This is a genomic window from Boudabousia liubingyangii (assembly GCF_001907245.1).
Classification (GTDB): Bacteria; Actinomycetota; Actinomycetes; order Actinomycetales; family Actinomycetaceae; genus Boudabousia; species Boudabousia liubingyangii.
This window is the reverse complement of sequence record NZ_MQSU01000005.1, coordinates 40,193-64,189: the sequence shown is the minus strand read 5'-3', so window position 1 is coordinate 64,189 and position 23,997 is coordinate 40,193. Positions and strand designations below refer to the sequence as shown.

At 56.2% G+C, this 23,997-nt stretch carries 18 protein-coding genes; 10 read left to right on the top strand and 8 right to left on the bottom strand.

The genetic code is table 11. The features are described from left to right. Window positions 1–144 precede the first annotated feature (144 nt). The 5 genes from BSR28_RS08600 to gatC form a co-directional block, all read right to left on the bottom strand. Window positions 145–1,419: an AGE family epimerase/isomerase gene (locus BSR28_RS08600; RefSeq protein WP_083563265.1), complete on the bottom strand. Its 1,275-nt coding sequence runs from the start codon at window positions 1,417–1,419 to the stop codon at window positions 145–147. A 179-nt stretch (window positions 1,420–1,598) separates the two neighbouring features. Beyond that, window positions 1,599–3,023, bottom strand: coding sequence for an NAD-dependent malic enzyme (locus BSR28_RS08595; RefSeq protein ID WP_073708734.1), 1,425 nt, complete (start codon window positions 3,021–3,023; stop codon window positions 1,599–1,601). Window positions 3,024–3,044: 21 nt separating this feature from the next. After that, window positions 3,045–4,547 carry an Asp-tRNA(Asn)/Glu-tRNA(Gln) amidotransferase subunit GatB gene (gene gatB, locus BSR28_RS08590; protein WP_073708733.1) on the bottom strand — a complete coding sequence of 501 codons (1,503 nt, stop codon included), beginning with the start codon at window positions 4,545–4,547 and terminating at the stop codon, window positions 3,045–3,047. Window positions 4,548–4,549: 2 nt separating this feature from the next. After that, window positions 4,550–6,055, bottom strand: coding sequence for an Asp-tRNA(Asn)/Glu-tRNA(Gln) amidotransferase subunit GatA (gatA, locus tag BSR28_RS08585; protein ID WP_073708732.1), 1,506 nt, complete (start codon window positions 6,053–6,055; stop codon window positions 4,550–4,552). 5 nt (window positions 6,056–6,060) lie between these two features. Further along, window positions 6,061–6,357 carry an Asp-tRNA(Asn)/Glu-tRNA(Gln) amidotransferase subunit GatC gene (gene gatC / locus BSR28_RS08580; RefSeq protein WP_073708731.1) on the bottom strand — a complete coding sequence of 99 codons (297 nt, stop codon included), beginning with the start codon at window positions 6,355–6,357 and terminating at the stop codon, window positions 6,061–6,063. A 65-nt stretch (window positions 6,358–6,422) separates the two neighbouring features. Between gatC and BSR28_RS08575 the strand changes: the two genes are divergently transcribed. Then, on the top strand, window positions 6,423–7,712 hold the full coding sequence (locus tag BSR28_RS08575; RefSeq protein WP_083563263.1) for a phospholipase D-like domain-containing protein: 1,290 nt from the start codon (window positions 6,423–6,425) through the stop codon (window positions 7,710–7,712). On the opposite strand, the gene ligA is transcribed toward BSR28_RS08575, so the two are convergent. Then, window positions 7,713–10,358: an NAD-dependent DNA ligase LigA gene (gene ligA / locus BSR28_RS08570; RefSeq protein ID WP_233120643.1), complete on the bottom strand. Its 2,646-nt coding sequence runs from the start codon at window positions 10,356–10,358 to the stop codon at window positions 7,713–7,715. 293 nt (window positions 10,359–10,651) lie between these two features. Between ligA and BSR28_RS08565 the strand changes: the two genes are divergently transcribed. Further along, on the top strand, window positions 10,652–13,045 hold the full coding sequence (locus BSR28_RS08565) for an FtsK/SpoIIIE domain-containing protein (RefSeq protein WP_158020339.1): 2,394 nt from the start codon (window positions 10,652–10,654) through the stop codon (window positions 13,043–13,045). Window positions 13,046–13,058: 13 nt separating this feature from the next. Here the strand turns inward: BSR28_RS08565 and BSR28_RS08560 are convergent, their stop codons facing one another. Next, on the bottom strand, window positions 13,059–14,546 hold the full coding sequence (locus BSR28_RS08560) for a sensor histidine kinase (RefSeq protein ID WP_073713952.1): 1,488 nt from the start codon (window positions 14,544–14,546) through the stop codon (window positions 13,059–13,061). 144 nt (window positions 14,547–14,690) lie between these two features. On the opposite strand from BSR28_RS08560, the gene BSR28_RS08555 reads away from it, so the two are divergent. The 5 genes from BSR28_RS08555 (at window position 14,691) to BSR28_RS08535 (ending at window position 18,039) form a co-directional block, all read left to right on the top strand. After that, window positions 14,691–15,194 (top strand): DUF2505 domain-containing protein, encoded by a 504-nt coding sequence (locus BSR28_RS08555; RefSeq protein WP_073713951.1) that lies wholly within the window; start codon window positions 14,691–14,693, stop codon window positions 15,192–15,194. Window positions 15,195–15,341: 147 nt separating this feature from the next. Then, window positions 15,342–15,809: an OsmC family protein gene (locus tag BSR28_RS08550; RefSeq protein WP_073708727.1), complete on the top strand. Its 468-nt coding sequence runs from the start codon at window positions 15,342–15,344 to the stop codon at window positions 15,807–15,809. 3 nt (window positions 15,810–15,812) lie between these two features. Further along, window positions 15,813–16,565 (top strand): hypothetical protein, encoded by a 753-nt coding sequence (locus BSR28_RS08545; RefSeq protein ID WP_073713950.1) that lies wholly within the window; start codon window positions 15,813–15,815, stop codon window positions 16,563–16,565. Further along, window positions 16,555–17,355 carry a thymidylate synthase gene (locus BSR28_RS08540; protein WP_073713949.1) on the top strand — a complete coding sequence of 267 codons (801 nt, stop codon included), beginning with the start codon at window positions 16,555–16,557 and terminating at the stop codon, window positions 17,353–17,355. Before BSR28_RS08545 ends, BSR28_RS08540 begins: the two co-directional genes overlap by 11 nt. Window positions 17,356–17,406: 51 nt before the next feature. After that, window positions 17,407–18,039, top strand: coding sequence for a dihydrofolate reductase (locus BSR28_RS08535; protein ID WP_073713948.1), 633 nt, complete (start codon window positions 17,407–17,409; stop codon window positions 18,037–18,039). Window positions 18,040–18,299: 260 nt separating this feature from the next. Here BSR28_RS08535 and BSR28_RS08530 read toward each other — a convergent pair whose 3' ends face one another. After that, entirely contained in the window at window positions 18,300–19,499 is a 1,200-nt protein-coding gene (locus tag BSR28_RS08530) for a methyltransferase domain-containing protein (RefSeq protein ID WP_073713947.1), read from the bottom strand. Window positions 19,500–19,575: 76 nt separating this feature from the next. Here BSR28_RS08530 and udk point away from each other — a divergent pair, with 76 nt between their 5' ends. Genes udk through BSR28_RS08515 form a run of 3 tightly spaced genes read left to right on the top strand, consistent with a single transcriptional unit; the run spans window position 19,576 to window position 23,997 of the window. Then, entirely contained in the window at window positions 19,576–20,271 is a 696-nt protein-coding gene (udk, locus tag BSR28_RS08525) for a uridine kinase (RefSeq protein WP_073713946.1), read from the top strand. Continuing rightward, a complete protein-coding gene (locus BSR28_RS08520; protein WP_073713945.1) occupies window positions 20,264–23,161 on the top strand; it encodes an ATP-dependent helicase C-terminal domain-containing protein in 2,898 nt (965 codons plus the stop codon). The genes udk and BSR28_RS08520 overlap by 8 nt, the downstream gene beginning before the upstream one ends. A gap of 11 nt (window positions 23,162–23,172) precedes the next feature. Continuing rightward, window positions 23,173–23,997, top strand: a complete 825-nt coding sequence (locus BSR28_RS08515; protein WP_073708720.1) for a TIGR03943 family putative permease subunit — start codon at window positions 23,173–23,175, stop codon at window positions 23,995–23,997.

The window sequence follows — 23,997 nt, the reverse complement described above, 5'->3', positions numbered from 1 at the left end:
ACAACACCAACAAAAACCCACACACAAAACACACCACGTCAACCAAGCTTTTTGGTCAACATGGTGTGTTTCGTTTTGACTGTTTAAGGCTTTTTGGTCTTACGTACCCTTTTTCAGCTCGATTTGTGAGCTAGATCAGAGTCTCTAACCACGCTGCTGCGCCGCACTTCCTGAAAAGCTCAAGGGCAATTCTGCAAAGGGGAAGTAGGTTGCTTGAGCCGCATGATAGATATCGGGCATTCCTGGCCAAGTTTCGGTGACCACTTCCCCATCTCCATTCACCTCATGATTCCAGCGTCCCGGCGAGTCGATGAGCACTTGTTCTGCATAGGCCCACCACTGGGCTTGCAATGCAACCAGATCAAGCCCTTCTGCTTCGACCCCCAGTTGTGCCAAAGCGTTAGCCGCACTAATTGCTTCGACTAGCACCCAGTGCATTCGTGCTGCGACCGAAACTTCACCCTCAAAGTCGGTAGTGTAAACAAAACCCGGTTTTCCATCTGCAGCCCAGCCATCAGCCAACGCCCGTTTAAATAGTTCCAAAGCCGGCGCGTAAAGGTCCGAGCGCCCTCGACGTAGCGCTAGCTGTAGTACCAAGCGCGCCCACTCAAAGCCATGCCCTGGAGTAGCCCCATAGGGACGGAACGGATCAGCTGGCCGGTCGAGGTTGTAATCCAGATCTGGCTCCCAAAGCGAGTTATAGTGCTCCGGAATACGCCACCCGTGAGCCTTAGCCTGATCCACCGTAAAGTCAATCATTAGCAATGCGCGATCAGCCCAGCTCTCATCACCAGTCACATCAGCAAGAGCTTGATAGGCTTCCACACTGTGCATTGCCGCGTTTATTCCACGGTAAGCGTCGACCTCGCTAAAGTCCGCGCTGATTTCGTTCACAACCATTCCGGCTTGCGGATCCCACCAGTGCTCAAGTTGACTTGCAATCGCAAGATCGAGAAGTTCCTGGGCTCCAGGAATCTTTGCCTGCACTAAAGACGAGGCTGCGAGACATACAAACGCATGAGCGTAGGCTTCTTTCGAGGCAGCAGAGTTGGAAGGTTTCCCGTCCAGCTCCACCCGGGAGTACCAGCCGCCGAATTCCTTGTCATGGAATGCCCCAAGCAGTGCCTTCAAACCATGTTCTGCCATGGGTAGGGCTTTTTGGTAGCCGCGCATATAAGCCACGCAAGCAATATGGGTCATCCGGCAGTTGATCCAAAGCTGCATGCCCTCTGATTCAATCAGCTGTCCGTCACGACCAAGGTAGCCGAATCCCAGTGGGGCCTGCGATTTCATACCAAAATCTAGGAGAGCTTTAAATTCTACATTTAACCATTCGGGGCTTTGGGGGCATACCTTAACTCCAGCTGTTCGCTCCCCTAGTTTGAGACCTTCGGTTGCTCTTGCTTCTTCAGTGGACACCGGGAAACTCCTTCGTTTAACCAGCAATAAATAAGCTAGGTCACATGATAGCAAGAATGGGGGTAAGGCCCAAAACTGGACCTTACCCCCATTACTTTGCTTTTGTGCTCTAAAGAGTACCGAGGTTACTCAAGACTTAGAACAAAGAAGTAACTCTACTTAGAACTAATAAGTAACCCTTAGAAGTTCACGTGCTCCTGCAAGGGAACCGGGCGGGTAGGTAGATCAACCACAGCTTCCCGAACCGCAGCCGCCACTGCCGGGGCTACGCGTTCGTCAAAGACGCCCGGGATAATGTAGCGGGAGTTGCGTTCTTCATCTGAAACCACTCCGGCGATGGCGCAAGCACAAACTCGAAGTACTTCAGTATTGATCTCACAAACGCCAGCATCCAGAAGACCACGGAATAGACCGGGGAAGGCCAGAACGTTATTGATCTGGTTCGGGTAGTCCGAACGACCAGTAGCTACCACAGCAGCATGGTCGGCGGCACCGGTAGGATCAACTTCCGGAGTGGGGTTCGCGAGGGCAAAGACAATCGCGTCTTCCGCCATCGTGGCAATATCCTCCGGGTCCAGGATGTTACCGTGGGAGACACCAATGAAGACATCAGCATCGCGGACACCTTCACGTAGCGAACCAGTTACCCCACGGGGGTTGGTGTTTTCAGCTAGCCAACGACGTGCTGGGTGCATGCCTTCTACGTCACCGGCATGTAGTGCACCGGAACGACCGTAGCCGACGATGTCGGTGGCACCCTGAGCCATTAGCAGCTTGATGATGGCAGAACCCGCCGCACCAACACCGGAAACTACGATTCGAACTTCGTCGATACGCTTGCCGACTACCTTCAAAGCGTTTAGTAGTGCTGCGAGGACCACGATAGCGGTACCGTGCTGGTCATCATGGAAGACCGGGATATCTAGTTCTTCACGTAGACGTTCTTCAATTTCGAAGCAGCGCGGAGCCGCAATATCTTCGAGGTTGATACCGCCATATGCCGGGGCGATTGCCTTAACGATCTTGATGATTTCTTCCGTATCGGTAGTATCAAGAACCACCGGCCAGGCATCCACGCCAGCGAATTCCTTGAATAGGATCGCTTTACCTTCCATGACGGGAAGGGCCGCTGCCGGGCCGATATCCCCTAGGCCGAGGACCGCGGAACCATCAGAGACCACCGCGACGGTATTGCGCTTGATGGTAAAGATATGGGCCTTTTCGGGCTCGTCAGCAATGGCGGTACAGACACGGGCGACACCGGGAGTGTAGGCACGGGAAAGATCACGACGGTTCTTAACCGGGATCTTTGAGTGTACTTCCAGCTTGCCGCCCACGTGGGCTAGGAAGGTGGAGTCAGAAACGTTGATAACTTCGACGTCCTGTAGATCTTCCAGCGCTGCGACTAGGGCACGGCGGTGCTCAGAATCGTAGCAGTCAGCCATCAGTTCCATGGTGACGCCGTCACGGTCAGACTTGATGATATCTAGGGCAGTCAGCACTGCACCCAGTTCAGCAACGACCGAAGCGATCTCTGAAGTAGCGGTTGCTTCACCCACAAGTAGTCGGAAAACTACCGTGTATGAGGGGCTAACGCGAGGCATAAAATCTCCTTAACTAAACGACTAGCCCTGCTGGGCAGCACGTTCCAAAACTAGTTCCCGAACGCGAGCAGCATCGGCCTGCCCACGGGTCGCCTTCATAACTGCACCGACGGCAGCACCTGCTGCCTGAACCTTACCGGCTTGAATATCGGTAATAATCTTCGGGTTTGCAGCCAAAGCTTCGTCGATGACGGCTAGTAGCGCGCCCTCGTCGGAAACAACTTCCAAGCCCCGAGCCGAGGCCACCTGGGAGGGCGAACCTTCCCCAGCAAGGACCCCTTCAAGGACCTGGCGAGCCAACTTATCGTTTAGTTTGCCCTCGTCCACCATGGACTGGAGCTCAACTAGATCCGCGACCTTAACGGGTAGCTCTTCCAAAGAGATCTCCTGCTCTTTAGCGGAACGAGCTAGCTCACCCATCCACCACTTACGAGCCGCAGCCGGGGCACAGCCACCAGCCACAGTCTGCTCAATTAGGTCAAGGGCGCCCGCATTTACCACGTCGCGCATTTCCATATCAGAGAAGCCCCACTCGGTGCTGAGACGGCGACGACGAGCCACGGGAAGCTCCGGTAGAGCTGCCCGAATCTCTTCGACCCACTCACGCGAGGGACGTAGCGGAACTAGATCCGGCTCCGGGAAGTAACGGTAATCTTCTGCGTCAGTCTTTTCACGACCCGAAGAGGTAGAACCGTCTTCCTCGTGGAAGTGACGGGTTTCCTGCAGGACCGAACCGCCGGAAGCCAAAACGGCAGCCTGGCGACGGATCTCGTAACGAACCGCACGATCGATCGAGCGGAAAGAGTTAACGTTCTTAGTTTCGGTACGGGTACCCAGCGGCGATTCGGGCGAGGGACGTAGCGAGACGTTCACGTCCGCGCGTACGTTACCGCGTTCCATGCGGGCCTCAGAGACACCGATGGCACGGAAGATATCGCGTAGGGTCTGAACATACTTGGCAGCTACTTCAGGAGCACGCTCCCCCGCGCCCTCGATGGGGCGGGTGACGATTTCAACCAACGGCACGCCCGCACGGTTGTAGTCAACCAAAGAAGCAGAAGCACCATGGATACGACCGTCAGCACCACCAAGGTGGGTGTTCTTACCGGCGTCCTCTTCCATGTGAGCACGTTCGATCTGAACGCGGAAGATCTCGCCGTCTTCCAGTTCCACATCGAGGTAACCGTCGTAAGCGATCGGTTCATCGTACTGGGAGGTCTGGAAGGCCTTGGTCAAGTCTGGGTAGAAGTAGTTCTTCCGGGCAAAACGGCAGTATTCGGCAATCTTGCAGTTAAGTGCCAAACCGATCCGGATGGCGTACTCAACGGCACGTTCGTTAACGACCGGTAGGGAGCCAGGCAGGCCCAAAGAAACCGGGGTCAGGAAGGTGTTCGGGTCGCCACCGAAAGCATTCGGGGCTGCGTCAAACATCTTGGTTTCGGTACCTAGTTCGACGTGAACCTCAAGGCCCAATACGGGGTCAAACTTGGCTACGGCCTCGTCATATTTCATCAAGTCAGCCATGCTCATGCCACCTTCCAATCCTTAGCCGGGCACTGCTCGGCGGTGTGATCGTTACTGGCCTCTTCAATCAAGCTAGCAACGCGGTACATTAGTGCGTCTTGGCGTGCCGGTGCAAGCACCTGAACGCCAACCGGTAGCCCCTTGTCGTCGACGCCGTTCGGGATTGAAATACCCGGAACACCGGACATGTTAGCCGGAACAGTAGCAACGTCGTTTAGGTACATTGCCATCGGATCGGATTCCTTTTCCCCCAGCTTGAACGCAGTCGTCGGGGAAGTCGGAGAAATCAACACGTCAACCTGCTCAAAGGCTCGGTCGAAATCGTTCTGGATAAGGGTACGAACCTTCTGCGCAGCACCGTAGTAGGCGTCAACCTGACCGGCCGACAAAACGAAGGTGCCCAGCAGGATACGACGCTTAACTTCGTGGCCGAAGCCCGCACCACGGGTAGCTTCCATCACGCGTTCGACAGTTACCGGGCCCTCCTCGGGTTCGACCCGTAGGCCGTAGCGGACACCATCGAAACGAGCTAGGTTCGAAGAAACCTCAGCGGGCATAATTAGGTAGTAAGCCGGCATAGCGTAGTCGAAGGCCGGGCAGTCAACGACGCTGACCTCAGCACCGAAATCCTTCAACACCTGAACGGTCTTTTCAAAGTGCTCACTGACGGCCGGGGCGTAGCCCTCACCGGTGAGCTGCTTGACGATACCGACCCGCAGGCCCTTTAGGTCTTCGACCTTGGTGGCCTTAACCTGACCAAGAAGATCCTTCTCTAGGGCTTCCTGTGAGGTCGAATCGTGGAAGTCATAACCGCCGATTAGGTCCTGCAGGGCGGCAGCGTCACGAACGGAGCGAGTTACCGGGCCAATCTGGTCCATGGAGGAAGCCATAGCGATCAAACCGTAGCGAGAAACATTGCCGTAAGTGGGCTTAGCACCAACGGTGCCAGTGACCGCAGCGGGCTGACGGATCGAACCGCCAGTGTCTGAACCCAGTGCCAACGGAGCAAAGAAAGCAGCCACGGCCGCGGCAGAGCCACCACCGGAACCACCAGGGACACGGTCTAGATCCCACGGGTTGTGAGTTAGCTTGAAAGCTGAGTGCTCGCTGGAAGAACCCATAGCGAACTCATCAAGGTTGGTCTTACCAAGGATCGGGAGGGCAGCGGCCTTAATGCGCTCAACGACAGTCGCATCGTAGGGCGGCAACCAGCCTTCTAGAATCTTGGAAGCGCAGGTGGTGGGCATTCCGCGGGTAACGATATTGTCCTTCAAGGCGATCGGAACGCCGGTAAGGACGTGAACGTCCTCGCCCGCCGCGCGACGACGGTCTGCCTCAGCGGCAGTTTCCAAGGCGCCCTCGGCGTTAATGTAAAGGAAAGCACCGACGCGGTCATCAAACTGGGCGATCCGGTCTAGGCAAGCCTGGGTAAGTTCCACGGAGGTGAACTCGCCATTGGCCAAGCCCTCAGCTAGGGAGATCGCATCCCGAGTCAAATCAATAGCCATATTTCTTATTCCTCCCCCAGAATCTGAGCCACACGGAACATGCCATCTTGGGCTTCCGGGGCGGCGGCAAGGACCTCATCGCGATCCAAAGTGGGACCGACCTCATCCTTACGCATAACGTTTTCTAGCGGTAGAGGGTGCGAAGTAGCGGGGGTATTTTCCAGATCGAGCTTCTGGACTCGTTCGATGGAATCCGTAATACCAGCCAACTCATGCGCAAAATCCTGCGCTTCTTCAGGGGTAAGTGCAATCCTGGACATACGTGCCAGGCGCATAACCGTATCAGTACTAAAATCAGACATGCTAAAAGCATACGATAATCACCCCAAACATGCCCACAGGCAAGGTTATGCGCTACCTTTAACACATGAAGTTTTTACGGAAGTTCCTTCCCCATCGTTTCGAGTACCAGGATGTCGCAGATCATGCCGGCCGGGCACTCAAATGGTGGATCCTGGGAGGCGCCGCACTTCAAATTGTCACTGCCGCCAGCATTGTCACCTATGACCAGTTCCGTAAACGCCGTATTCCCGGTGGTTTCGAAGGCTTCCCGCACCTACCCCCGACCAGTGCTGAACTGGCCGGAAATGAACTCACCGTTTACACCAATGGCCAGCAACTCTACGACGATATGCTCAAGGCCATTAACGAGGCCGAACACAGCGTCTTCTTTGAAAGCTTCATCTGGAAGGGCGATGACACCGGTAAGGCTTTTAAAGAGGCCATGATTAATGCCGCGGCCCGCGGCGTACACGTCTACTGCATCTACGACACCTTTGCGAACCTGGTGGTCAATCCCGCCTTTAAAATCTTCCCACATCTAGAGAATCTGCATATTCTGCGCTTCCCGATCCTGCGTCCCGATATGTTCTTGATCAAGGGTCGTCTATTCGGACGCGATCACCGCAAGCTACTGATCGTTGATGGCAAGGTCGGCTGGGTCGGCGGCTATAACATTGGTGACCTCTACGCCACTGAATGGCGTGACACCCAGATCAAGATCGAAGGTCCAGCAGTCTGGGAACTAGAAAATGCCTTCGTTGAATTCTGGAACGAGTTCAAACGCCCACATCACCCGGAACTGCCTGACCGCGGAGCCCGAGCTTGGGATTCCAGAATCCAAGCAGTTGCCAATACTCCTTCGCGTTTAACTTTCCCGATTCGTGGCCACTACTTGGACGCAATTGCGAGGGCCTCCAAGCAGATCCTGATTACTCAGGCTTATTTCATCCCCGACCGCGAGTTCATTGACGCCCTCAAGCGGGCCGCCAAGCGCGGCGTGGAAGTCAAGATCCTGATCCCGGAGCGATCCAACCACGTGTTGGCTGACTGGGCGGCAGCTACCACCTTCACTGAACTACTCGATGCGGGGATTCAGATTTGGCTCTACCAGCACGCCATGGTGCACGCCAAGACCGCTACCATCGATGGTCGCTGGACCACGGTAGGCACTGCGAATATTGACCGACTATCCCTGCAGGGCAACTTTGAGGTCAATGTGATCCTGACCGGTAAGGAACCCGCCCAAGTGATGGAAAAGGTCTTCCTCAAAGACATGAGTACCGCCCGGGAACTGAAGCTGAAGAAGTGGGCAAACCGCCCTCGCTTCTGGCTGCTCATTGAACGGATCGTCCGCCCAATGCGTTTCTGGTTATAATCAGAGCTCTTCAAGCAGGGCCGCGCCTTTTTCTAGCAGTTCCCCAAAGCGTTCTGCCGGGATAATCTTCACGCCCAGGTCCTGGGCTTTGGTGGCCTTCGACCCCGCACCGGGACCCGCCACTAGAGCCGAGGTCTTCTTAGAAACCGAGGACGCCACGCGCGCACCCCGGACTGCCAGCGCTTCCTTAGCTGAGTCGCGAGTATAGCCTTCTACGGAACCGGAAACTACCAGGGTCAAACCGGCTAGCAGGTCTGCGGTTTCGGTATCCTGCTGTACGCCCACGCTGAAGTTCACGCCCGCGGCCTGCCAGTCAGCAATAATCTGCTGGTGCCAGTCCACTTCGAACCAGCTGCTTAGGGATTGGGCAATCTGCGGGCCGACGCCATCAACTTCGGAAAGTTCTTCTACACTGGCGGCCTGCAAGGCATCCAGAGATCCGAAGCGGGCGGCTAGGTCGCGAGCGGCAACCGGACCGACGTGACGAATGGACAAGGCCACGAGGATGCGCCAAAGGGGACTTTCTTTGGCGGCTTCTAACTGCTCCAGCAAAGCCACGGTGGACTTAGTTGGTTGCGGTTCGGCCACTACCTCGAGCGCATCTACCGGACCACGATAGGTACCCTGAGTGTAGAAATAACGCAGTTGACGCCAATCCCCCGTCGGTTGTCCCTCATTGAGGATCGGCTGCCAGATCATGACGTCTTTTAAGTCCTCAGCACGAAGGGCGAAAAGTGCGCCTTCCGTGTGTAGGACCGGCTGAGCGGCCGGCGGCATGAGGGCTTGGGCGGCCTCGCGTCGCTCTGCTTCTTGGCCCTCTGCCTGGAGTGATTCTGGGAGTTGAAGTTTTTGGCCAGTTTCTAGCTCTACCCGGTGGCCTCCCATAAGGGCGGCAGCTACCAGTTCCCGGTTCGCTTCCGGCTGGGTCAGGGCGAGGGCGCTCTGGTCACCTAGGCCCTCAATATCCAGGGCTGAGCGCGCCCCTAGGTGGGCAATACGTTCGGTGAGCTGTGCCGGGCAGGAGGCCGCGTTCAAACAACGCAGGTCCGCGTCACCTTCCTTGGCCGGTCGAATCGGGTGACCACAGGAGGGGCATTCGGTGGGCATGACGAAATCACGTTCCGAACCATCCCGAGCGGATAGTACTGGACCTAGGACTTCGGGGATCACGTCGCCAGCTTTACGCAGTACCACGAGGTCGCCGATTTTTACGCCTTTTCGGGCTACCTCGCCGGGGTTATGGAGGGTAGCGCGCGCAACCACGGAACCATCTAGGAGGACCGGTTCCATAATGGCGAAGGGGGTGACCCGGCCGGTGCGGCCAACCTGTACGCCAATGTCATGTAAGCGAGTATGAACCTCTAGGGGCGGATATTTGTAGGCGCAAGCCCAACGGGGCACGCGCGCAGTGTAGCCCAAGGATTCTTGAGCGGCGCGGTCGTTGATCTTAAGGACGACACCGTCGATCCCGTGCCGAAGGTTGAGGCGGTTCTTGCCTAGGTCGTCGATATAGTCGTGAATGTCTTTTAGGGAAGAAACTACCTTCGTCAGTTCTGAGGTTTGGATGTGCCACTGTGAGAGCTGCTCGAACCAACCCGAGAGCGTCTTCGGGGCTTCAAAACCGGCGGCCTCGGTAACTTGCCCGACGCCATGTGCTAGGAAATCTAGCGGGCGACGGGCCACTAGCCACGATTCTTTACGGCGTAGTGAGCCGGCGGCGGCATTACGGGGGTTAACGAAGATTTTCTGTTGTCCGATTCTGGTTTTGAGTCCGGCTTTGGCCATTTCTGCCCGGGTGAAGAGCGATTCACGGTTCATCGCTTCGCGGTCTTGGTTGAAGAAGGCAAAATCGTCGAGGGGGCAGAAGACTTCTCCGCGGACCTCCACGGTTTGCGGGTGCGGGGCGGGTAGGAGGCGTGGGATGGAGGTGATGGTCAGGACGTTGCTGGTTACGTCCTCGCCAATATTGCCATCGCCCCGGGTAACTGCGCGTACTAGTTGGCCGTCCTCGTAAACCAAGGAGAGGGCGAGGCCGTCGATTTTGGCTTCCGCGGTGATTTCCGGTTGTTTTTGTCCAAGGGACTTGGCCATGCGCGTGAACCAGTCGTCGACCTCGGCTAAGGAAAAGACGTCTTCAAGGCTGGTCATACGCTGCAGGTGCGCAACTTTAGTAAAGCCTTCCGCGGCGGTTACTGAACCGCCTACCTGCGCGGTGGGTGAGTCCTTGGTGGCCAGCTGGGGGAAGCGGCTCTCGAGTTCTTGTAGTTCACTGTAGAGCTGGTCGAACTGGGCGTCGGAAAGGGTGGTGAGTCCGGCTTCCAAGGCTTCCGGGGTGGCGTCGTAGTATTCGGCGCGGGCGGCCTCAATCTGTTCGGCTAGTTCCTGCCAGCGCTGTTTTTCCGCCTCCGAGGGGGTGGCGGGCTGAATCTGCAGGTCTTCTGCGAACAGGGAATCTTCTAGATTTTGGGGCTCACTCATTCCCCTATTTTCATACATGGGACGGACTTGTACCACCTGACAGTCGGGGTAGCTGTGGAGCTCACCCTTGGGGACTCGCATGTTTCCACAGGCATGCTTTTCCACAAAAGCGATTAGCGCAGAGGAGCCGGCACCTAGGTCCGTGTCATAGTCACCCCATGTCGTCACTGCAATACGTTTTGGCTCCGCACCTGGCGGTAGTTTCGGGCCCCGATCAGGGTTGCAGCCTGGGGCCTGGGTTAATCGGTCGAAATCGACTCTTATCGGACCCCAATCTGTCAAGATCCGCCGGCTATCTGGAGCTAAATGAAGACCGACTACTCTTGCACGTCCAAGAGAGAATCCGAAAGCTGCGGCCCGGTCAAAGCTTCAGGCTGGGCCAGAATCGATTCCAAGTTCGAAAAGCGGTGACCAGCCTAGAGCTACTTCCACCGAAGAATCCGCAGGCGAGGGGGATGGGAATGGGCGAAAGGAGTGGGCCCGATCGGGATCCGGGCCCGCGCTTTGATGGGGGCAAGATCCTGGCCCGGGTCTCTCCCCTACTGTCGATGTTCTTCCTCTTGTTGCTGATCCCCCGGCTAGGAGGGATGCTCTTCCCGACGGTCCCGACAACGAGTTTGGAAGCCAAAAATCATCTCCCGGGTGGGCCGCTTCCCGGTCAAAGTAGTTCGACTAAAAATCTAATGTTTTGGTTTCTGGTCATGATTATTGTGGGGGTGCTGATAAATCTGCTGTTCTATGTCCGGGGAAGAATCAGACGAACCTATCTGCCAGCTGATTCCCTGTTGGCCGCGCTTTACCTGACTCCCACCCAAGGAGGCTCAGGGGCACTTTCAGGGCCCGAATCCCACTTCCGCCGCGGGGACACGAATTCAAACCCGGGCCTTGCTAGTCAGAGTTGGAGCACTTCACTTTGGCTCAAAGATAGCCGCTTTCCGATAAAGCCAAAGCCTAGAGACTTTCGAAACAGCCCAATCCTGGACGTCCATTCCGGCAGTATTATTGCCCTTTTAGGTCCGCAGGCGCTGGGTACTGCCCGCTGGTTGGCGGCGCAGTTGATAGCCCAAGGTCAGGTCACAACCGTAGAAGAACTAGGTTCCGGCCAGGTTGAGGAACGCTCAAGGCTGGAAACTTCAGCCAGTACTGCTAGCGAATGTACTCGACGGGTACGAATCATCCAGGCGGAGGACTCCGGGGTGGTAGCTGAGGCGTATCGACTTCCGGAAAAGAGCTCAATTAACTTGCTGGTAGTTTCCAGTCATCTGCAAGTCCCGGCTGGTTGTAGCCAAGTGGTCAAGACTCCCCCACAGCCGCCAGCATCTGAGACTTGGTGGCAGCAGTTCACCTCTGCTTTGGGGACGCCTATCGCAGAGTCTCAAATGGGTAGGTCAGGTACCTTTTTGAGCGCCCAGCCAAGGTTGAGTAGCAGTCGCGAGATCTATCGCATTTGGGAACAGGGAGAAGCTGGAACCCTGCGTGTCCCGGTGGGGACTAGTTTGAGTTCTGGTCGTTCAGAGAAGCTGGTCTATTTGGATCTTGCCGACCAGGGCCCACATGCGCTACTTGGGGGCACTAGTGGGGCGGGAAAGTCTGAAGCGTTATTAACTTGGGTGCTGTCCATGGCCTGTCGGTATTCGCCTCGGCAGCTTAGCCTGGTATTGATTGACTATAAGGGCGGGGCTACTTTTCAGAAGCTTGAAAAGCTACCACATGTCCAAGGGGTGCTTTCTGACTTAGATGAGGCGCAAAGTGAGCGAGCTTTAAATGCGTTACTTCTTGAACTCAAGCGCAGAGAAAGTCTGTTCCAGTCTATGCGGGTAAGCAGTTTTGGCGACCTTCGTTCCCGGTATCCGACTGAACGACTTCCCAGAATCGTGATCGTAGTGGATGAGTTCAGGGAGTTGGCGCAAAAGTTCCCTGAGCATCTAGAGATTTTGAACCGCTTGGCTGCCCAGGGCCGTTCCCTAGGGCTACATCTGATTTTGGCAACCCAGCGACCAGCCGGAGCGATCACAGCTGAGATCAAAGCGAATTCACAGTTACGAGTCGCGCTGCGGGTGACCGATAAGGCTGATTCTTTTGATCTATTAGATAGTGACCGGGCCTCACGTCTTCCCAAGCAACCCGGGGTATTTCTGACCTCAGAAGACAGCGATGAGCCAGGGAGATTTTGGCTTACCACCGATTCTGAGTTGCGTCTCTTAATGGAAAAGATTCAAGCTGCTAGTGGCTACGAGCCAGCCGCACGTGCCCTGTGGACTCCCGGTTTGCCCACATATTTGGAAGCGCCTACCGCAGGTGCCCCGATGTCGTCCGATTCGCTACCTTTCGCCCTGGTTGATTATTCGCCGGTGCAGGACGCCCAGAGGGTGTATTTGTCACCAGAACAGGTGGTGTTTTTAGGTTCTCACAATCCCACCTGGATTCAGGAGAGAATCGGACAGGCAACTGAAATCTTTGCCTCTCAGGGGTATAGCTTTGCGGAGCTAGATGGAGAAAACTTTTCCGGGCAGATCCCCACCCGAGCAGTAGTGCATCTGCGAAATGTTGAGGCTCTGCTGCGTAATCCAGAGTTGAATTTCGGTTTGGATTCGAAACTTCGCCAGTATCTTGAAGCCCTAAAGGCCGGGGGAAATATGGTGATTGCCTCGGGGGTACCGGAAGCTCTAGTGACGAAACTTGCTCCCCTTTTCGAGCAGGTGTTTATCCAAGCTGGGCTTGATCCCCTGACGATTGCCAAGCTAGGTTTAGGGAAGGTCCCGAAAGCAGAGCGAGAACAAGCGTGGATGCTAGATGGGCAAGTAGCACTGGTAGCAGCGTTTTGGAAGCATGAGGTCAGAATCCTAGACCCCTAATCCTAGGCGGATTCTAGGCTTCGCTGCCCTCACGACGAGCAGCACGATCCACAACCGCCGTAAAGATCGCGTCAGTTCCGCCTTCTTCGCGGCGGAGCCACTGGATCTGGCCACGCAGTTCAGCAGTCACCAGTGAAGAAACAATCTGGGTGCCTAAGCCTTTACCAGTCCGGTCTAGGTCAATACCTGGCCCAAAATCACGGACCGTGACTCGCACTGAGCGCTCCCCACGCTCAACAAGGACTTCAATACGACCCGCTCCCTCTGGGTAACCATGCTCGACCGCATTGGCAACCAACTCTGCCAAAACTGTTGACAGGGTGGAAGCACAGTCCGCGTCGACACGGCCGAAAGAGCCCTCTAGGACGGTCTCAATACCGGGCTTACTGGAGGCCAACAGTGCCGCGTTAGTAACAATGGTCCGGGCTACTGAAGTGTATTCAAGGTCCGGTTCCAAACTTGAAGACAGGGCCTCGTGGACGGTTGAAATAGTCGAAACTCGACGTTCAGCCTCGGCTAAAGCAGCCTTAACCTGAGGGTTATCAGACCGACGCGACTGCAAACGAATCAGCGCTGACACGGTAGCCAAGTTATTCTTCACCCGATGGTGGATCTCGCGGATCGTCGCTTCTTTAGACATAATCTCACGCTCAATGCGACGAACTTCTGAAACGTCACGACAAAGTACGATCGCACCGCAGCGCTCACCCGAAATCCGTAACGGCAATGCTCGCAAGGAAATCGTAGCCCCCGCGGATTCGACCTCGGTCCGCCAAGCCGCACGTCCCATCAATACCAAAGGTAGGGCTTCGTCAACGGTATTAATGCCATCACTGACCTTCGCAGTGACCTGTTCGACCAGAATCGTACCCAGAAGATGCCCGGAGACCCCCAGTCGGCGGAAGCAGGAACGAGCGTTGGGAGAAATACCTAAGACGACGCCCTCTTCATCAAGTCGCACTAGGCCATCGATGACGCGCGGGGCACCGTTAAAAGCTGAAGACGGGGTGGCCTCATACGGGTAGTCGCCCGTAGAGATCATCTTCATCAGTAAGTCTGCTGAATCGTAGAACCAACGGTCACCATTAGTGAAAGAGGTTGCCGCACCCAGATTGGATTCGGCGGTAAGTACGGCGATTGCGCGGCCCTGACGGACTACCGGTACCACGGTTTCCTGTACCGAATAGGAGCCAGCCCAACGGGGTGCTGAAGGAACTGAGACACGCTTTTCTTCTAGGGCTGCTCTGAGCGCCTCGCAGCGAGAAGTTGGGCGGTAAAGACCAACAATGTCGTCAAGGTGAACCGTCGCCGCGGTAGAGGGACGACAGTGAGCAGCCGCGATAAAGTTTCCATCCTCACGTAACACCCAGAGAATTAAATCCGCCGGAGCAAGGTCAGAGAGGATCTGCCAGTCGGCTACCAGCACGTGAAGCCAATCCAGATCTGCCTCGGAAAGATCAAGGGAAGAGTTCTCGCGAACAATCTCAGTCAAGTTTTGCACAGCAATATGTTATCGCAGTCGCCGATAGACCTCTAAAACAAGCCAGTACTACCAAAAATGTGGCAAGAAAAAACTTGCTTTCTCTATCGCCTAAGTCTTAGGCAGGCTAAAATAGGGGTAACTGTCTACCGATAGGAAAGTTACATGAAGGTATCACTGAATTTCCAGTACCCCGCGGCTCTGCCCGAAATCCTTAAGATGCTGGCAGATCCCGAATACCGCAAGTACCGTTTACCTGCCGGATACGTCAAAGACGTCCGCGCTACCGAAGAAGCCCCCGGGCAAACTCGCGTAGTCACTGACGTTGCCGTAGATACCAAAGACCTGCCGGCGAATCTGCCCCCGGCTGCTCTCAAGCTACTACCTAAGCACCCCACCGGTGAAGTAACTGAAGTTTTACGCACCAATGGGCCCGCGCAAGAAAACTGCACGATTTCCCTAAAACTTGCCGGAATCCCCGTAGAGGTAGCCCTCATGATGGTCTTTAAGGATCGGACAGAAACTACCGATGTTGATCTACAGGGCACCATCAACGTGAAGATCCCCTTCCTAGGCAAGAGCATCGAGAATAAAGCCGTCAGCAAGCTAGGCTCCCTAGTCAAGCTAGAAGTAGCTGCCGCTGAAAAGTATCTTTCCGAACACCGCTAAGCCTTAAAGTTACTGTTCTGCCCAGCCAGAGGGTCCGAAGTAGGCTTAGAATTAGTTCGTCAAAAATGCCACCCGGGAATAAAAACTGCTGCGAAAACGTAATACCAGTGGTCGAAAATTCATAAATAATCCCATCAAGGAGAAGTAATGAGCAAAGAAGATTTGAACATCAACGTTGAACCCGCTGCCGAAAATGGCCCTCATGCACCGCTCTGGGCCGAGCGCGTGGGCGAACGTCACTACGTGGCCCGCAATGCCCGTGGTGCTGAAGTTCAGGTCGGTATGGGCGAAGGCCAGTTCAGCCCCGGCGACCTACTAAAGATCGCCCTTGCTACCTGTAACTCCCTATCTGCGGACCACTCCCTAGCTCGTTCCCTAGGCAAGGACTTCAAGGCCAAGGTGGGCGTCTCTGGCAAGTTCATCGAAGAAACCGACCTCTTCGAATCCTTCCAGGTAGAAATCGTGGTTGAAGGCTCTGACCTAGATGAAGAAAACCAGGTCAAGACCACCGAATTCGCCTACCGTGCGATCGACAAGTACTGCACCATCGGACACACCCTAGCTGAGGGTGCCCCCTACGAACGCAACCTAACCTTCGAACCGAAAGCAAAGTGATTTATGCTAGGTAAGCTCAAGGACCAAAGTCGTCGACTAGTAAAAAAGGCCGGTAAGGTCACCTCAGTGGCGACCCTCGACGCCTCTGACGAAGAGGTACTAAATATCGTCGACCGGGCCTTGAACTTACCTGCGGGCATTATCAAAAAGCGCATCGAAAAACTGCGTGAACGTTACCCCCAAGAAAACGACGCGCAGTTAATCGATCGTCTTAATGACCGTTTCGTCAAGCAGGTTCAAACCACCGCCGGTACCGCCGGGGTGGCAGCTGTCTGGCCCGGCCTTGGCACTGCCGCTTCCCTAGCGGTTTCTACCGCCCAGTTCGCCACTTTCGTCTCCCAAGCAGCCTGGTACGTTCTAAGCGTTGCTGAAATCCGTGGGCTTCACCCGGATACCCAGAATGGCAAACGTACCCTACTCTTAACCGCCTTAATTGGCGAGGATGGTCCCGAGGTAGTCGCTAAAGCCCTGGGTGGTTCTGGCTTACTTTGGGCACAGGCCACCTTGGCCACCATGAGTGGGACCCAGAGTTCAAGTTTGAACCGTTTCCTAGCCAAATACATCACCAAGCGCGCCGCTAAAACTACCGGCAAGCACATGATTAAGCGTGCCCTCCCGCTGGGCATTGGCGCGGTCCTGGGTTGGCGCGGAGGTGCCAAACTGGCCGAGCAAATTATTGCCGGAACCCGGGGTGGAATTGATATGCTTAACCAAAGACAAGCAGCACTATCAAAGGCGAAGGAAAATGCAAACTAACACCCAGTACGAAGACCTGCTGCGTGACGTCCTCGAAAACGGCACCGATAAAGGTGACCGCACCGGTGTCGGAACCCGAAGCGTATTCGCCCGACAGCTGCGCTACGACCTTTCCGAGGGCTTCCCGCTAATCACCACCAAGAAGGTCTTCCTTAAGGGTGTGGTCGGGGAACTACTTTGGTTCCTACAGGGTGATTCCAATATTCGCCAACTAGTTGAACAGGGCATTCATATCTGGGATGACTGGGCGGACGAGAACGGTGAACTGGGCCCGGTTTACGGTGTGCAGTGGCGTTCGTGGCCTTCCCGGGACGGCGATGCGATCGACCAGATCACCCAGCTGATTGAAAATTTGAAAGCAGACCCGGATTCCCGTCGTCACCTAGTTTCCGCCTGGAACGTCTCTGAACTGGACCGGATGGCCCTGGCCCCCTGCCACGCTTTCTTCCAGTGCTACGTCAGTGAGGGCAAGCTTTCCCTGCAGGTTTACCAGCGCAGTGCGGACCTCTTCCTAGGAGTGCCCTTCAATATTGCGTCCTACTCACTGTTGACCCATTTCTTGGCTCAGCAGACCGGTTTGGAACCCGGCGAGTTCATCTGGACCGGCGGTGATTGCCATATCTATCAAAACCACTTCGAGCAGGTCAAAACTCAGCTTTCCCGCGAAGCCTACCCCTTCCCGGAGCTAGAACTGACCGCGCGCGACAGCATTTTCGATTACCAGCTAGAAGACGTGAAGGTTAAAAATTACCAGCACCACGCTGGCATTAAAGCCCCGATTGCGGTCTGAGACCCGCAGTTACCTTCTTAGTCCACACTCTTGGGCGGATAGGAATAGCAGATGTCGGACAAGCAGTTAAACCTGGGCCCGGAAGCTCTAGATTTCACTTTGGGTGCCATTTGGGCAGCTGATACCAATGCCCTGATTGGCGTCGATGGGGATCTACCCTGGCATATTCCGGGCGATTTTAAACATTTCAAAAACGCTACCCTAGGTTGTCCCATCATTATGGGCCGAGGTTGCTTGGAGTCACTCCCCAAAGCTCCCCTTCCGGGGCGGCTAAATATAGTCCTTTCGCGCACCTTGAACCTGTCGGAGCCGAATCTGGTTTCAGTACCCACGATCGAGGCGGTTATTGAGCTGCTAAATGAGCACTTCGCCCAGCTAAAGGCCCAGGCTGGCTCCCCTGCTGAAGGTGAGGGAGCGCCCTCGAACCCCTATGGGGTTGATGCTTGGGTGATTGGTGGGGCTCAGGTCTACGAGGCTTTCCTGCCCCTGACGTCGATTGTGGTGACCAGTCAGGTTCAGACCGCGGTGGAGCTCAAGCCTGAACACACTCGCGTAGTTCATGCTCCTAGGGTTGATCAGGATCTGTCCACTTGGCAGGTTTTACCTGATCTGAGTGACCAAGAAGTTCGTGATCCGCTGGGACCTTGGCCATGGCAGGTTGTCACCTATGGGCGGAAAATGTAGTTTTAACCACGCTATCCCCTGCCAAGGCCACGTCAGATAGGGCACAATAGAGGGGATATATCGTTTCATAGAAAGGAAATGACATGCTGCGTCTACTCGGCAAGCTCATCAAGTTCACCCTAGTCCTAGGTGCTGGTTTCTTCCTCGGTCGCGAGAAGCCCGACTTGATTGAAACCGTCCTAACCAAGGTTATGGGCTGATTTAACAGACTGAAAAGGAACCCCCAAGGTTTGATAACGACATCAACCTTGGGGGATTTCTTATTTTTGGGCGACCGCTAAGACTAAGACTTCCGCATGGTCCGTATGTGGGAACATGTCGAAAAGTCGTGCCTTGAGCACCCGATAGCCTTCAATGCGTCCTAGATCTTCCGCTAGTGACTGCGGGTTACAGCTGGAGTAGATAAAGGCCGCCGGGCGGGCTTGGCTGAGCCATTGGCATAGTTCCGGCCCGATCCCCCGTCGAGGCGGATTAACGACCACTAGGTCATAGGCCCCCATATCGATACTCTGAGCATCTGCGGCCTCGAAACTCACGTTTTCGAGCCCGGCTTGCTGCGCGGAAGCACGAGCCGCTAAGACCGCACTTTCTGAGATTTCAACCCCGAAGACGCGCTGGAACCCGGCTGCCATTGCTAAGGCGAAACCGCCCACGCCACAGAACAGGTCCAGTGCCTGCCCCTGGCCGTTGGCATAGTCTGCCGCCCAGTCCGCCGCCTGCTGGTAGAGCGCCTGGGCCACTTGGGTATTGGTTTGGAAGAACCCACCCGGGCGGGCATAAAGCACCAGTTCTGAAGTCTGCGGAACGTCCCCCACGGCCCTGGCGCGAGCTGCCTCGCCACCTGCTGAGTTAGCGAAAGTCAGACGCAACGGCATGGGCAGGAGTTTCTGCTCGGTTAATAGCAGTTCTTCATGCCCTTCAGTCAGGGCCACATGCTCTGGGAGGAAGTTGAGCGAAAATACTTCCGTCCCGGGCAAGGCCTGCAAGATAGCGGGCGTCAACTGACGGATCTGCGGCACTAGGCGCTTTGAACGCAAGACTAGGCGCAGCATAAAGCGATTCTTGGGGGACTGCGTTACCAGCACGTATTTCAGCTCCCCACGGCGAGTATTCAACTCATAGGGCGGCAGTTTCAAAGCCGCTAAGAGGGCAGGTAGCTTCGCCAGGTAAGCGCGCATTTCGGAATCATAGAGTGGGCACTGCAATAGGTCTTGGACCTTCCCGTCAGGCAGCATGATCCCTAGGGTGGGCTGTTGGCTACTTCCCCCGACGGCCAGTTTTGCTTTATTACGGAACCCCTCTTCTGCGGAGGCCTGTGGCGCTACCCAGGCCGCGGCGGGCACGTGAGCAGACAAGATCTGAGCCACCCGGTCTTGCTTTTCTGCCAGCTGAACCGAAGGGGCTAAATGCAGGTCTTTACAAGATTTGCACAGGTCGGCCTCGTAATAATCACATCGCATAAACCCATCATAAAGCCCCGGAAGCTTGACGGCTGTGGCACAATTGCGAAGAGGTTTCATTTAGGAAGGTTCGGGAATGTCTGATCGTACTCTGGTTATCGGTATTGCTGGTGGAACTGCCTCCGGTAAATCCACCCTCACCCAAACCCTAGCGAAGCACTTCGCCGGGCATGTCACGGTGATCCAGCACGACTCTTACTACAAGAACAACGATCATCTGCCCTTTGAGGCCCGCACGACCCTGAACTATGACGCGCCCACCGCTTTCGATAATGACCTGATGATTGAACAGGTCAAGGAGCTGATCTCTGGGAAAGCCGTTGAGTGCCCCACCTACGACTATGCGCTACACACCCGCGCGAAAGAGACCGTCCGACTGGACCCCTCCCCCATTTTGATCGTGGAAGGCATCCTGATTTTTGCCGAACCGCGCCTGTGCGAACTATGCGATATTAAGCTCTTCGTTGATACGGACGCTGACGTGCGCATCTTGCGTCGAATCCGTCGCGATGTGGTTGAGCGTGGGCGCTCCCTTGAGTCGGTTGAAGCCCAGTATCTAAAGACCGTTAAGCCCATGCATGAACTGTATGTGGAACCTTCGAAGCGCCAGGCCGACATGATCATCCCCGAGGGCGGCTCCAACCTGGTGGCCCTAGACATGTTGGTTCACCGGATCGACCGAGTTTTAGGGCTAGATCCGAATGCGGTACCTTTGAACGCGCCGATCTTTGAGGTTGATCCCCAGTCCGCTCAGACTTCTACGAATGACTGAGTTTTCTGCTTCTTTTAGTCCCGACGAGGGCGCTGGCTTCCTTCCCGACGAGGGCGCTGGCTTCCTTCCCGCCGGGGGCTTTACTGCGCGCGTACTACGCCAGGCTCCACATTTACCGTTCCGTACCGGCTTAGGGGCACTGTTGGGACTCTTTGGGCAGGATCGCCGACTGGTGGTTTGTGCGCCTCCGGGCTCAGGTAAAACCACCTTGGTGCCACCCGCGCTAATCGATTTTGTGGATGCTCAAAACCTAGGTGATAAGAGGATTGCCTTGGTGCAACCTCGGCGGGTAACCGCGCGGGCCGCCGCGCGCCGACTAGAGGAGCTAACCGGGGCCCCTAAGGGTACTTTCGCCTATACGATTCGCGGGGAAAGTACCTGTAATCGCAGCACCCGTCTAGAGGTTATGACTCCAGGAGTTCTGGTTCGTAAACTCCTAGCGGATCCAGAGGCTGAATCCTATGCGGGGATTATCTTCGACGAAGTCCATGAGCGTTCCCTTTTTAGCGATCTAGGATTAGCATTTGCTATCGATTTAGCGCAGGTTCTGCGGCCCGACCTGTACGTGATCGCGATGAGTGCCACCCTGCAAGCCACCAAGGTGGCTCAGGTTTTGGGTTCAGAACCGGCTGAGGCGGAAGTGCCGGTGGCGGAGGCAGGCCAGTTTGAAGGGGTTTCGATTATTCCGGCGACTACGGATCAGGCCCCGATTCTGGACGTTCCGGGACAGATCTTTCCCCTGGACCAACAGTACTTTCCCCCACCAGCCCAGGTTCCCGTGCTAAGTGCGGGCCCCAGCGGCAAAGTACGTCCTGATCGCGCCTACCTACAGCATGTTGCGCAGCTGGTACGGAAAGCCTACGACTCAGATCCCCATGCCGGAAATATCCTGGTTTTCCTACCCGGGGTGCCAGAAATCGATCAGGTCAGCGAGCACCTAGCGGGCTTACTACCCGAGGCGACGATCTGGCCCCTACATGGATCATTACCCGCCAAGGAACAAGACCGGGTGCTCTCTGCTTCTGAGGGCAGAGCCATTATTCTCTCCACGGATTTAGCGCAGAGTTCATTGACAGTTCCGGGCGTTCGCACCGTGGTAGATGCCGGCCTGCAAAGGCGTCCTCGTTTTGACCCGGCGCTAGGTGTGGCAGAGCTAGTCACGGGGTGGGCCTCTGCAGCTGACTGTGAGCAGCGGGCTGGTCGTGCCGCCCGTCTGGGACCGGGTCGAGCCTGGCGGACCTTCAGCGAGGCTGATTACTCTAGGCTAGTCCCGCAGCCCAAACCAGAGGTAGAAAGCGTTTCCCTAGACCAGTTCGTACTCTATTTAGCAGCTTGGAATGCCGCCCTAGGGGAAGGACTCAGGTGGCTCTCCACCCTACCGGCAGCCAGCCTCAAGCAGGCCCAGTCGAATCTTAAAGCTCTGGGGGTGCTGGAAGCTGATCTTTCCCTAACACCGATCGGCACTGATCTTTGCCGACTCTCTATGGAACCCAACCTAGGCGCAGCCCTGCTGCGCTTGCAAGCTCGCTTTTCCACCCGGACCCTGGCAGAGGCCGCCGCGGTCCTCACCGTCCTAGACCGTCCTCATCAGGCAGACCTGCTGGGGGCTTTGCCCCGGCTTTCAGCCACCCAGAGGAATGAAATCAAGCAGTTCCGTGGCCAGTTCGAAAACCAGCTTAAGTCCCTGCCGACCCGCCCAGATATCGCGCCGGAGCCCTCACCGGCCCACAGTCAGGCACCAAACTTTGACCTTTCCGATGCTCTGATGGAACTTGCGGCTTTTGCCTTCCCCCGGTGGGTTTGTGCGCAAAGACGGCAGCTACCTCGGGTCGCTGGAAAGGACAGTAAAGCTGCCAAGTCGGGGGCGTCCTCAAAGGGGGGCAAAACTACCGCCAAGGCGACTGTCGGTGCTGCGACGGTAGGGGCCAACGGGCCTGAAACCTATCTGACGGTTGCGGGAACTGCCGCGCGCCTTCCGGCGGGATCCGCCCTAGCTTCCAGCCCTTGGTTAGCGGTTTCCGGCCTGCGAAGAATCGGTGGCGGCCAGCTTGAAATCTCGGCGGCCCTAGCGATCCCGGCTGACCTAGCCCGGGAAGCAGCCGCCGCAGAGCAGCATGCGAAGCGCACCCAATCCCTTGACGAGGACGGTCTAAAGCTCAGTGAGCAAGACTTCCTAGGGGCGATTCCGCTCTCGCAGCCACGTCGCCTGCAGGCTTCCGAAGACAACATTTGGGCCGCGGTCATGGAACAGTTGGCGGAACTGCCGGCTTCAGCCTGGGAGTGGACGACAGAGGCTCGTAATTATCTGTCTCGCCTGCGTTTTGCCGCTGAGCACTGGCCGGCCAACCAAGATTTTGAGATCCTCCCCGGACAGTTGTGGCCACAGCTTTCGGATCAGGATTTACAGGATCACGTCGAAGACCTATTTGGGCATCGGCGGGCGGAAATCGTGCGCCAGACCAAGCTCCCTCGGGTCCTAGTCGCCGACTTGCAGCAGGTGCTACCCTGGCAGGTGGTAGCTGCTTTAGACGAGGTTGCGCCCCCAGTTTTCTTACCCCCAGCCGGCTCTGAAGTACCGATTTCTTACCCGCCCGAGGGACCCCAGGCTTCCTTGAAGCTGCAGCGCTGTTTTGGTTTGGCGCAGACGCCGCTCTTGGCGGGTGGCCGGGTACCGTTGAAGTTGGAGCTGCTTTCCCCCGCTGGGCGGCCTTTGGCTGTGACTAATGATCTGGCTAGTTTCTGGCAGGGCCCTTACCAGGGAGTCAGGGCGGAAATGCGGGGCCGCTACCCGAAGCACCCGTGGCCCGAGGACCCGCTACAGGCTCAGGCGGTAACGGGCACTAAGAAAGAGGCCCTTAGGGCGCAACAGAAAACTGAAGGTAACGGATAGGAAGGCTGGGCATGAAACGTATTTACACGCCTTTGATGCTGGGCTTCATTGGGGTACTTTTGAGTTTTTTGGCGCTCACGGGGGAATCTAACCGCTATCTGTTGCCAGCTTTTCGTCCCTGGTTGGGAGTCTGTGGTGGCTTCTTGCTGTTGATTGCCCTCTGGGCTTTAGCACGTCCGGCGGCGCATGATCATGCAATGGAGCGCAGCTCATGGTTGATGGTCTTGCCGGTCGCACTGTTGGTTTTTTCGGCCCCGGCCTCGCTGGGTGCCGTAATGGTTGACCAGAATGCCCCGGCTCCCGCTAGTCCGGAGTCCGCTGCTAGCGCGGATGGGGTACCTACTGATGAGGATCCCGGGCAAATCCTTACGGGCGATCCCAACGTGAAACTCACGGGGGCAGGTCCGAATGGTTCCCACCTACCGGCCCCTGACTTGCCCACTGGGCGAGCTAAAAAAGCGGTGGTGCAGTATCCCGATCTACCGGCCGGTGAGGCTCCCCTGGAGCCCATCGACGATCTGGTAGACCGCTACCATTTTGGGGATCCGAACCAGATCCGAGGTCGCGTCGTGACCTTGGAGGGGTTCATTTCTAAGGCGCATAAGGACGATTTACGTAGCGGTGCGGGTCCGGCTTGGCGGATTTCCCGGTTTAAGATTTTCTGCTGTGCCGCGGACGCCCAACCGTTCTCAGTCGTTATCCCGGGGAAGGCCCCGGGCGAAGTTAATCAGTGGGTCCGGGCGGTAGTCGAGATCGTTCCCGGTGATGGTCCATGGCCCACGGCAAAGCTCCGTTCTGTTGAGCTTATTCCTGAGCCGGCTACCCCTTACATGTAG

Bases quoted from the DNA above. Each gene is read 5' to 3' on its own strand.
- BSR28_RS08595 (WP_073708734.1), bottom strand. From the start codon at position 3,023: ATGCCTCGCGTTAGCCCCTCATACACGGTAGTTTTCCGACTACTTGTG.
- gatB (WP_073708733.1), bottom strand. From the start codon at position 4,547: ATGGCTGACTTGATGAAATATGACGAGGCCGTAGCCAAGTTTGACCCC.
- gatA (WP_073708732.1), bottom strand. From the start codon at position 6,055: ATGGCTATTGATTTGACTCGGGATGCGATCTCCCTAGCTGAGGGCTTG.
- gatC (WP_073708731.1), bottom strand. From the start codon at position 6,357: ATGTCTGATTTTAGTACTGATACGGTTATGCGCCTGGCACGTATGTCC.
- BSR28_RS08575 (WP_083563263.1), top strand. From the start codon at position 6,423: ATGAAGTTTTTACGGAAGTTCCTTCCCCATCGTTTCGAGTACCAGGAT.
- BSR28_RS08565 (WP_158020339.1), top strand. From the start codon at position 10,652: ATGGGCGAAAGGAGTGGGCCCGATCGGGATCCGGGCCCGCGCTTTGAT.
- BSR28_RS08555 (WP_073713951.1), top strand. From the start codon at position 14,691: ATGAAGGTATCACTGAATTTCCAGTACCCCGCGGCTCTGCCCGAAATC.
- BSR28_RS08550 (WP_073708727.1), top strand. From the start codon at position 15,342: ATGAGCAAAGAAGATTTGAACATCAACGTTGAACCCGCTGCCGAAAAT.
- BSR28_RS08545 (WP_073713950.1), top strand. From the start codon at position 15,813: ATGCTAGGTAAGCTCAAGGACCAAAGTCGTCGACTAGTAAAAAAGGCC.
- BSR28_RS08540 (WP_073713949.1), top strand. From the start codon at position 16,555: ATGCAAACTAACACCCAGTACGAAGACCTGCTGCGTGACGTCCTCGAA.
- BSR28_RS08535 (WP_073713948.1), top strand. From the start codon at position 17,407: ATGTCGGACAAGCAGTTAAACCTGGGCCCGGAAGCTCTAGATTTCACT.
- BSR28_RS08530 (WP_073713947.1), bottom strand. From the start codon at position 19,499: ATGCGATGTGATTATTACGAGGCCGACCTGTGCAAATCTTGTAAAGAC.
- udk (WP_073713946.1), top strand. From the start codon at position 19,576: ATGTCTGATCGTACTCTGGTTATCGGTATTGCTGGTGGAACTGCCTCC.
- BSR28_RS08520 (WP_073713945.1), top strand. From the start codon at position 20,264: ATGACTGAGTTTTCTGCTTCTTTTAGTCCCGACGAGGGCGCTGGCTTC.
- BSR28_RS08515 (WP_073708720.1), top strand. From the start codon at position 23,173: ATGAAACGTATTTACACGCCTTTGATGCTGGGCTTCATTGGGGTACTT.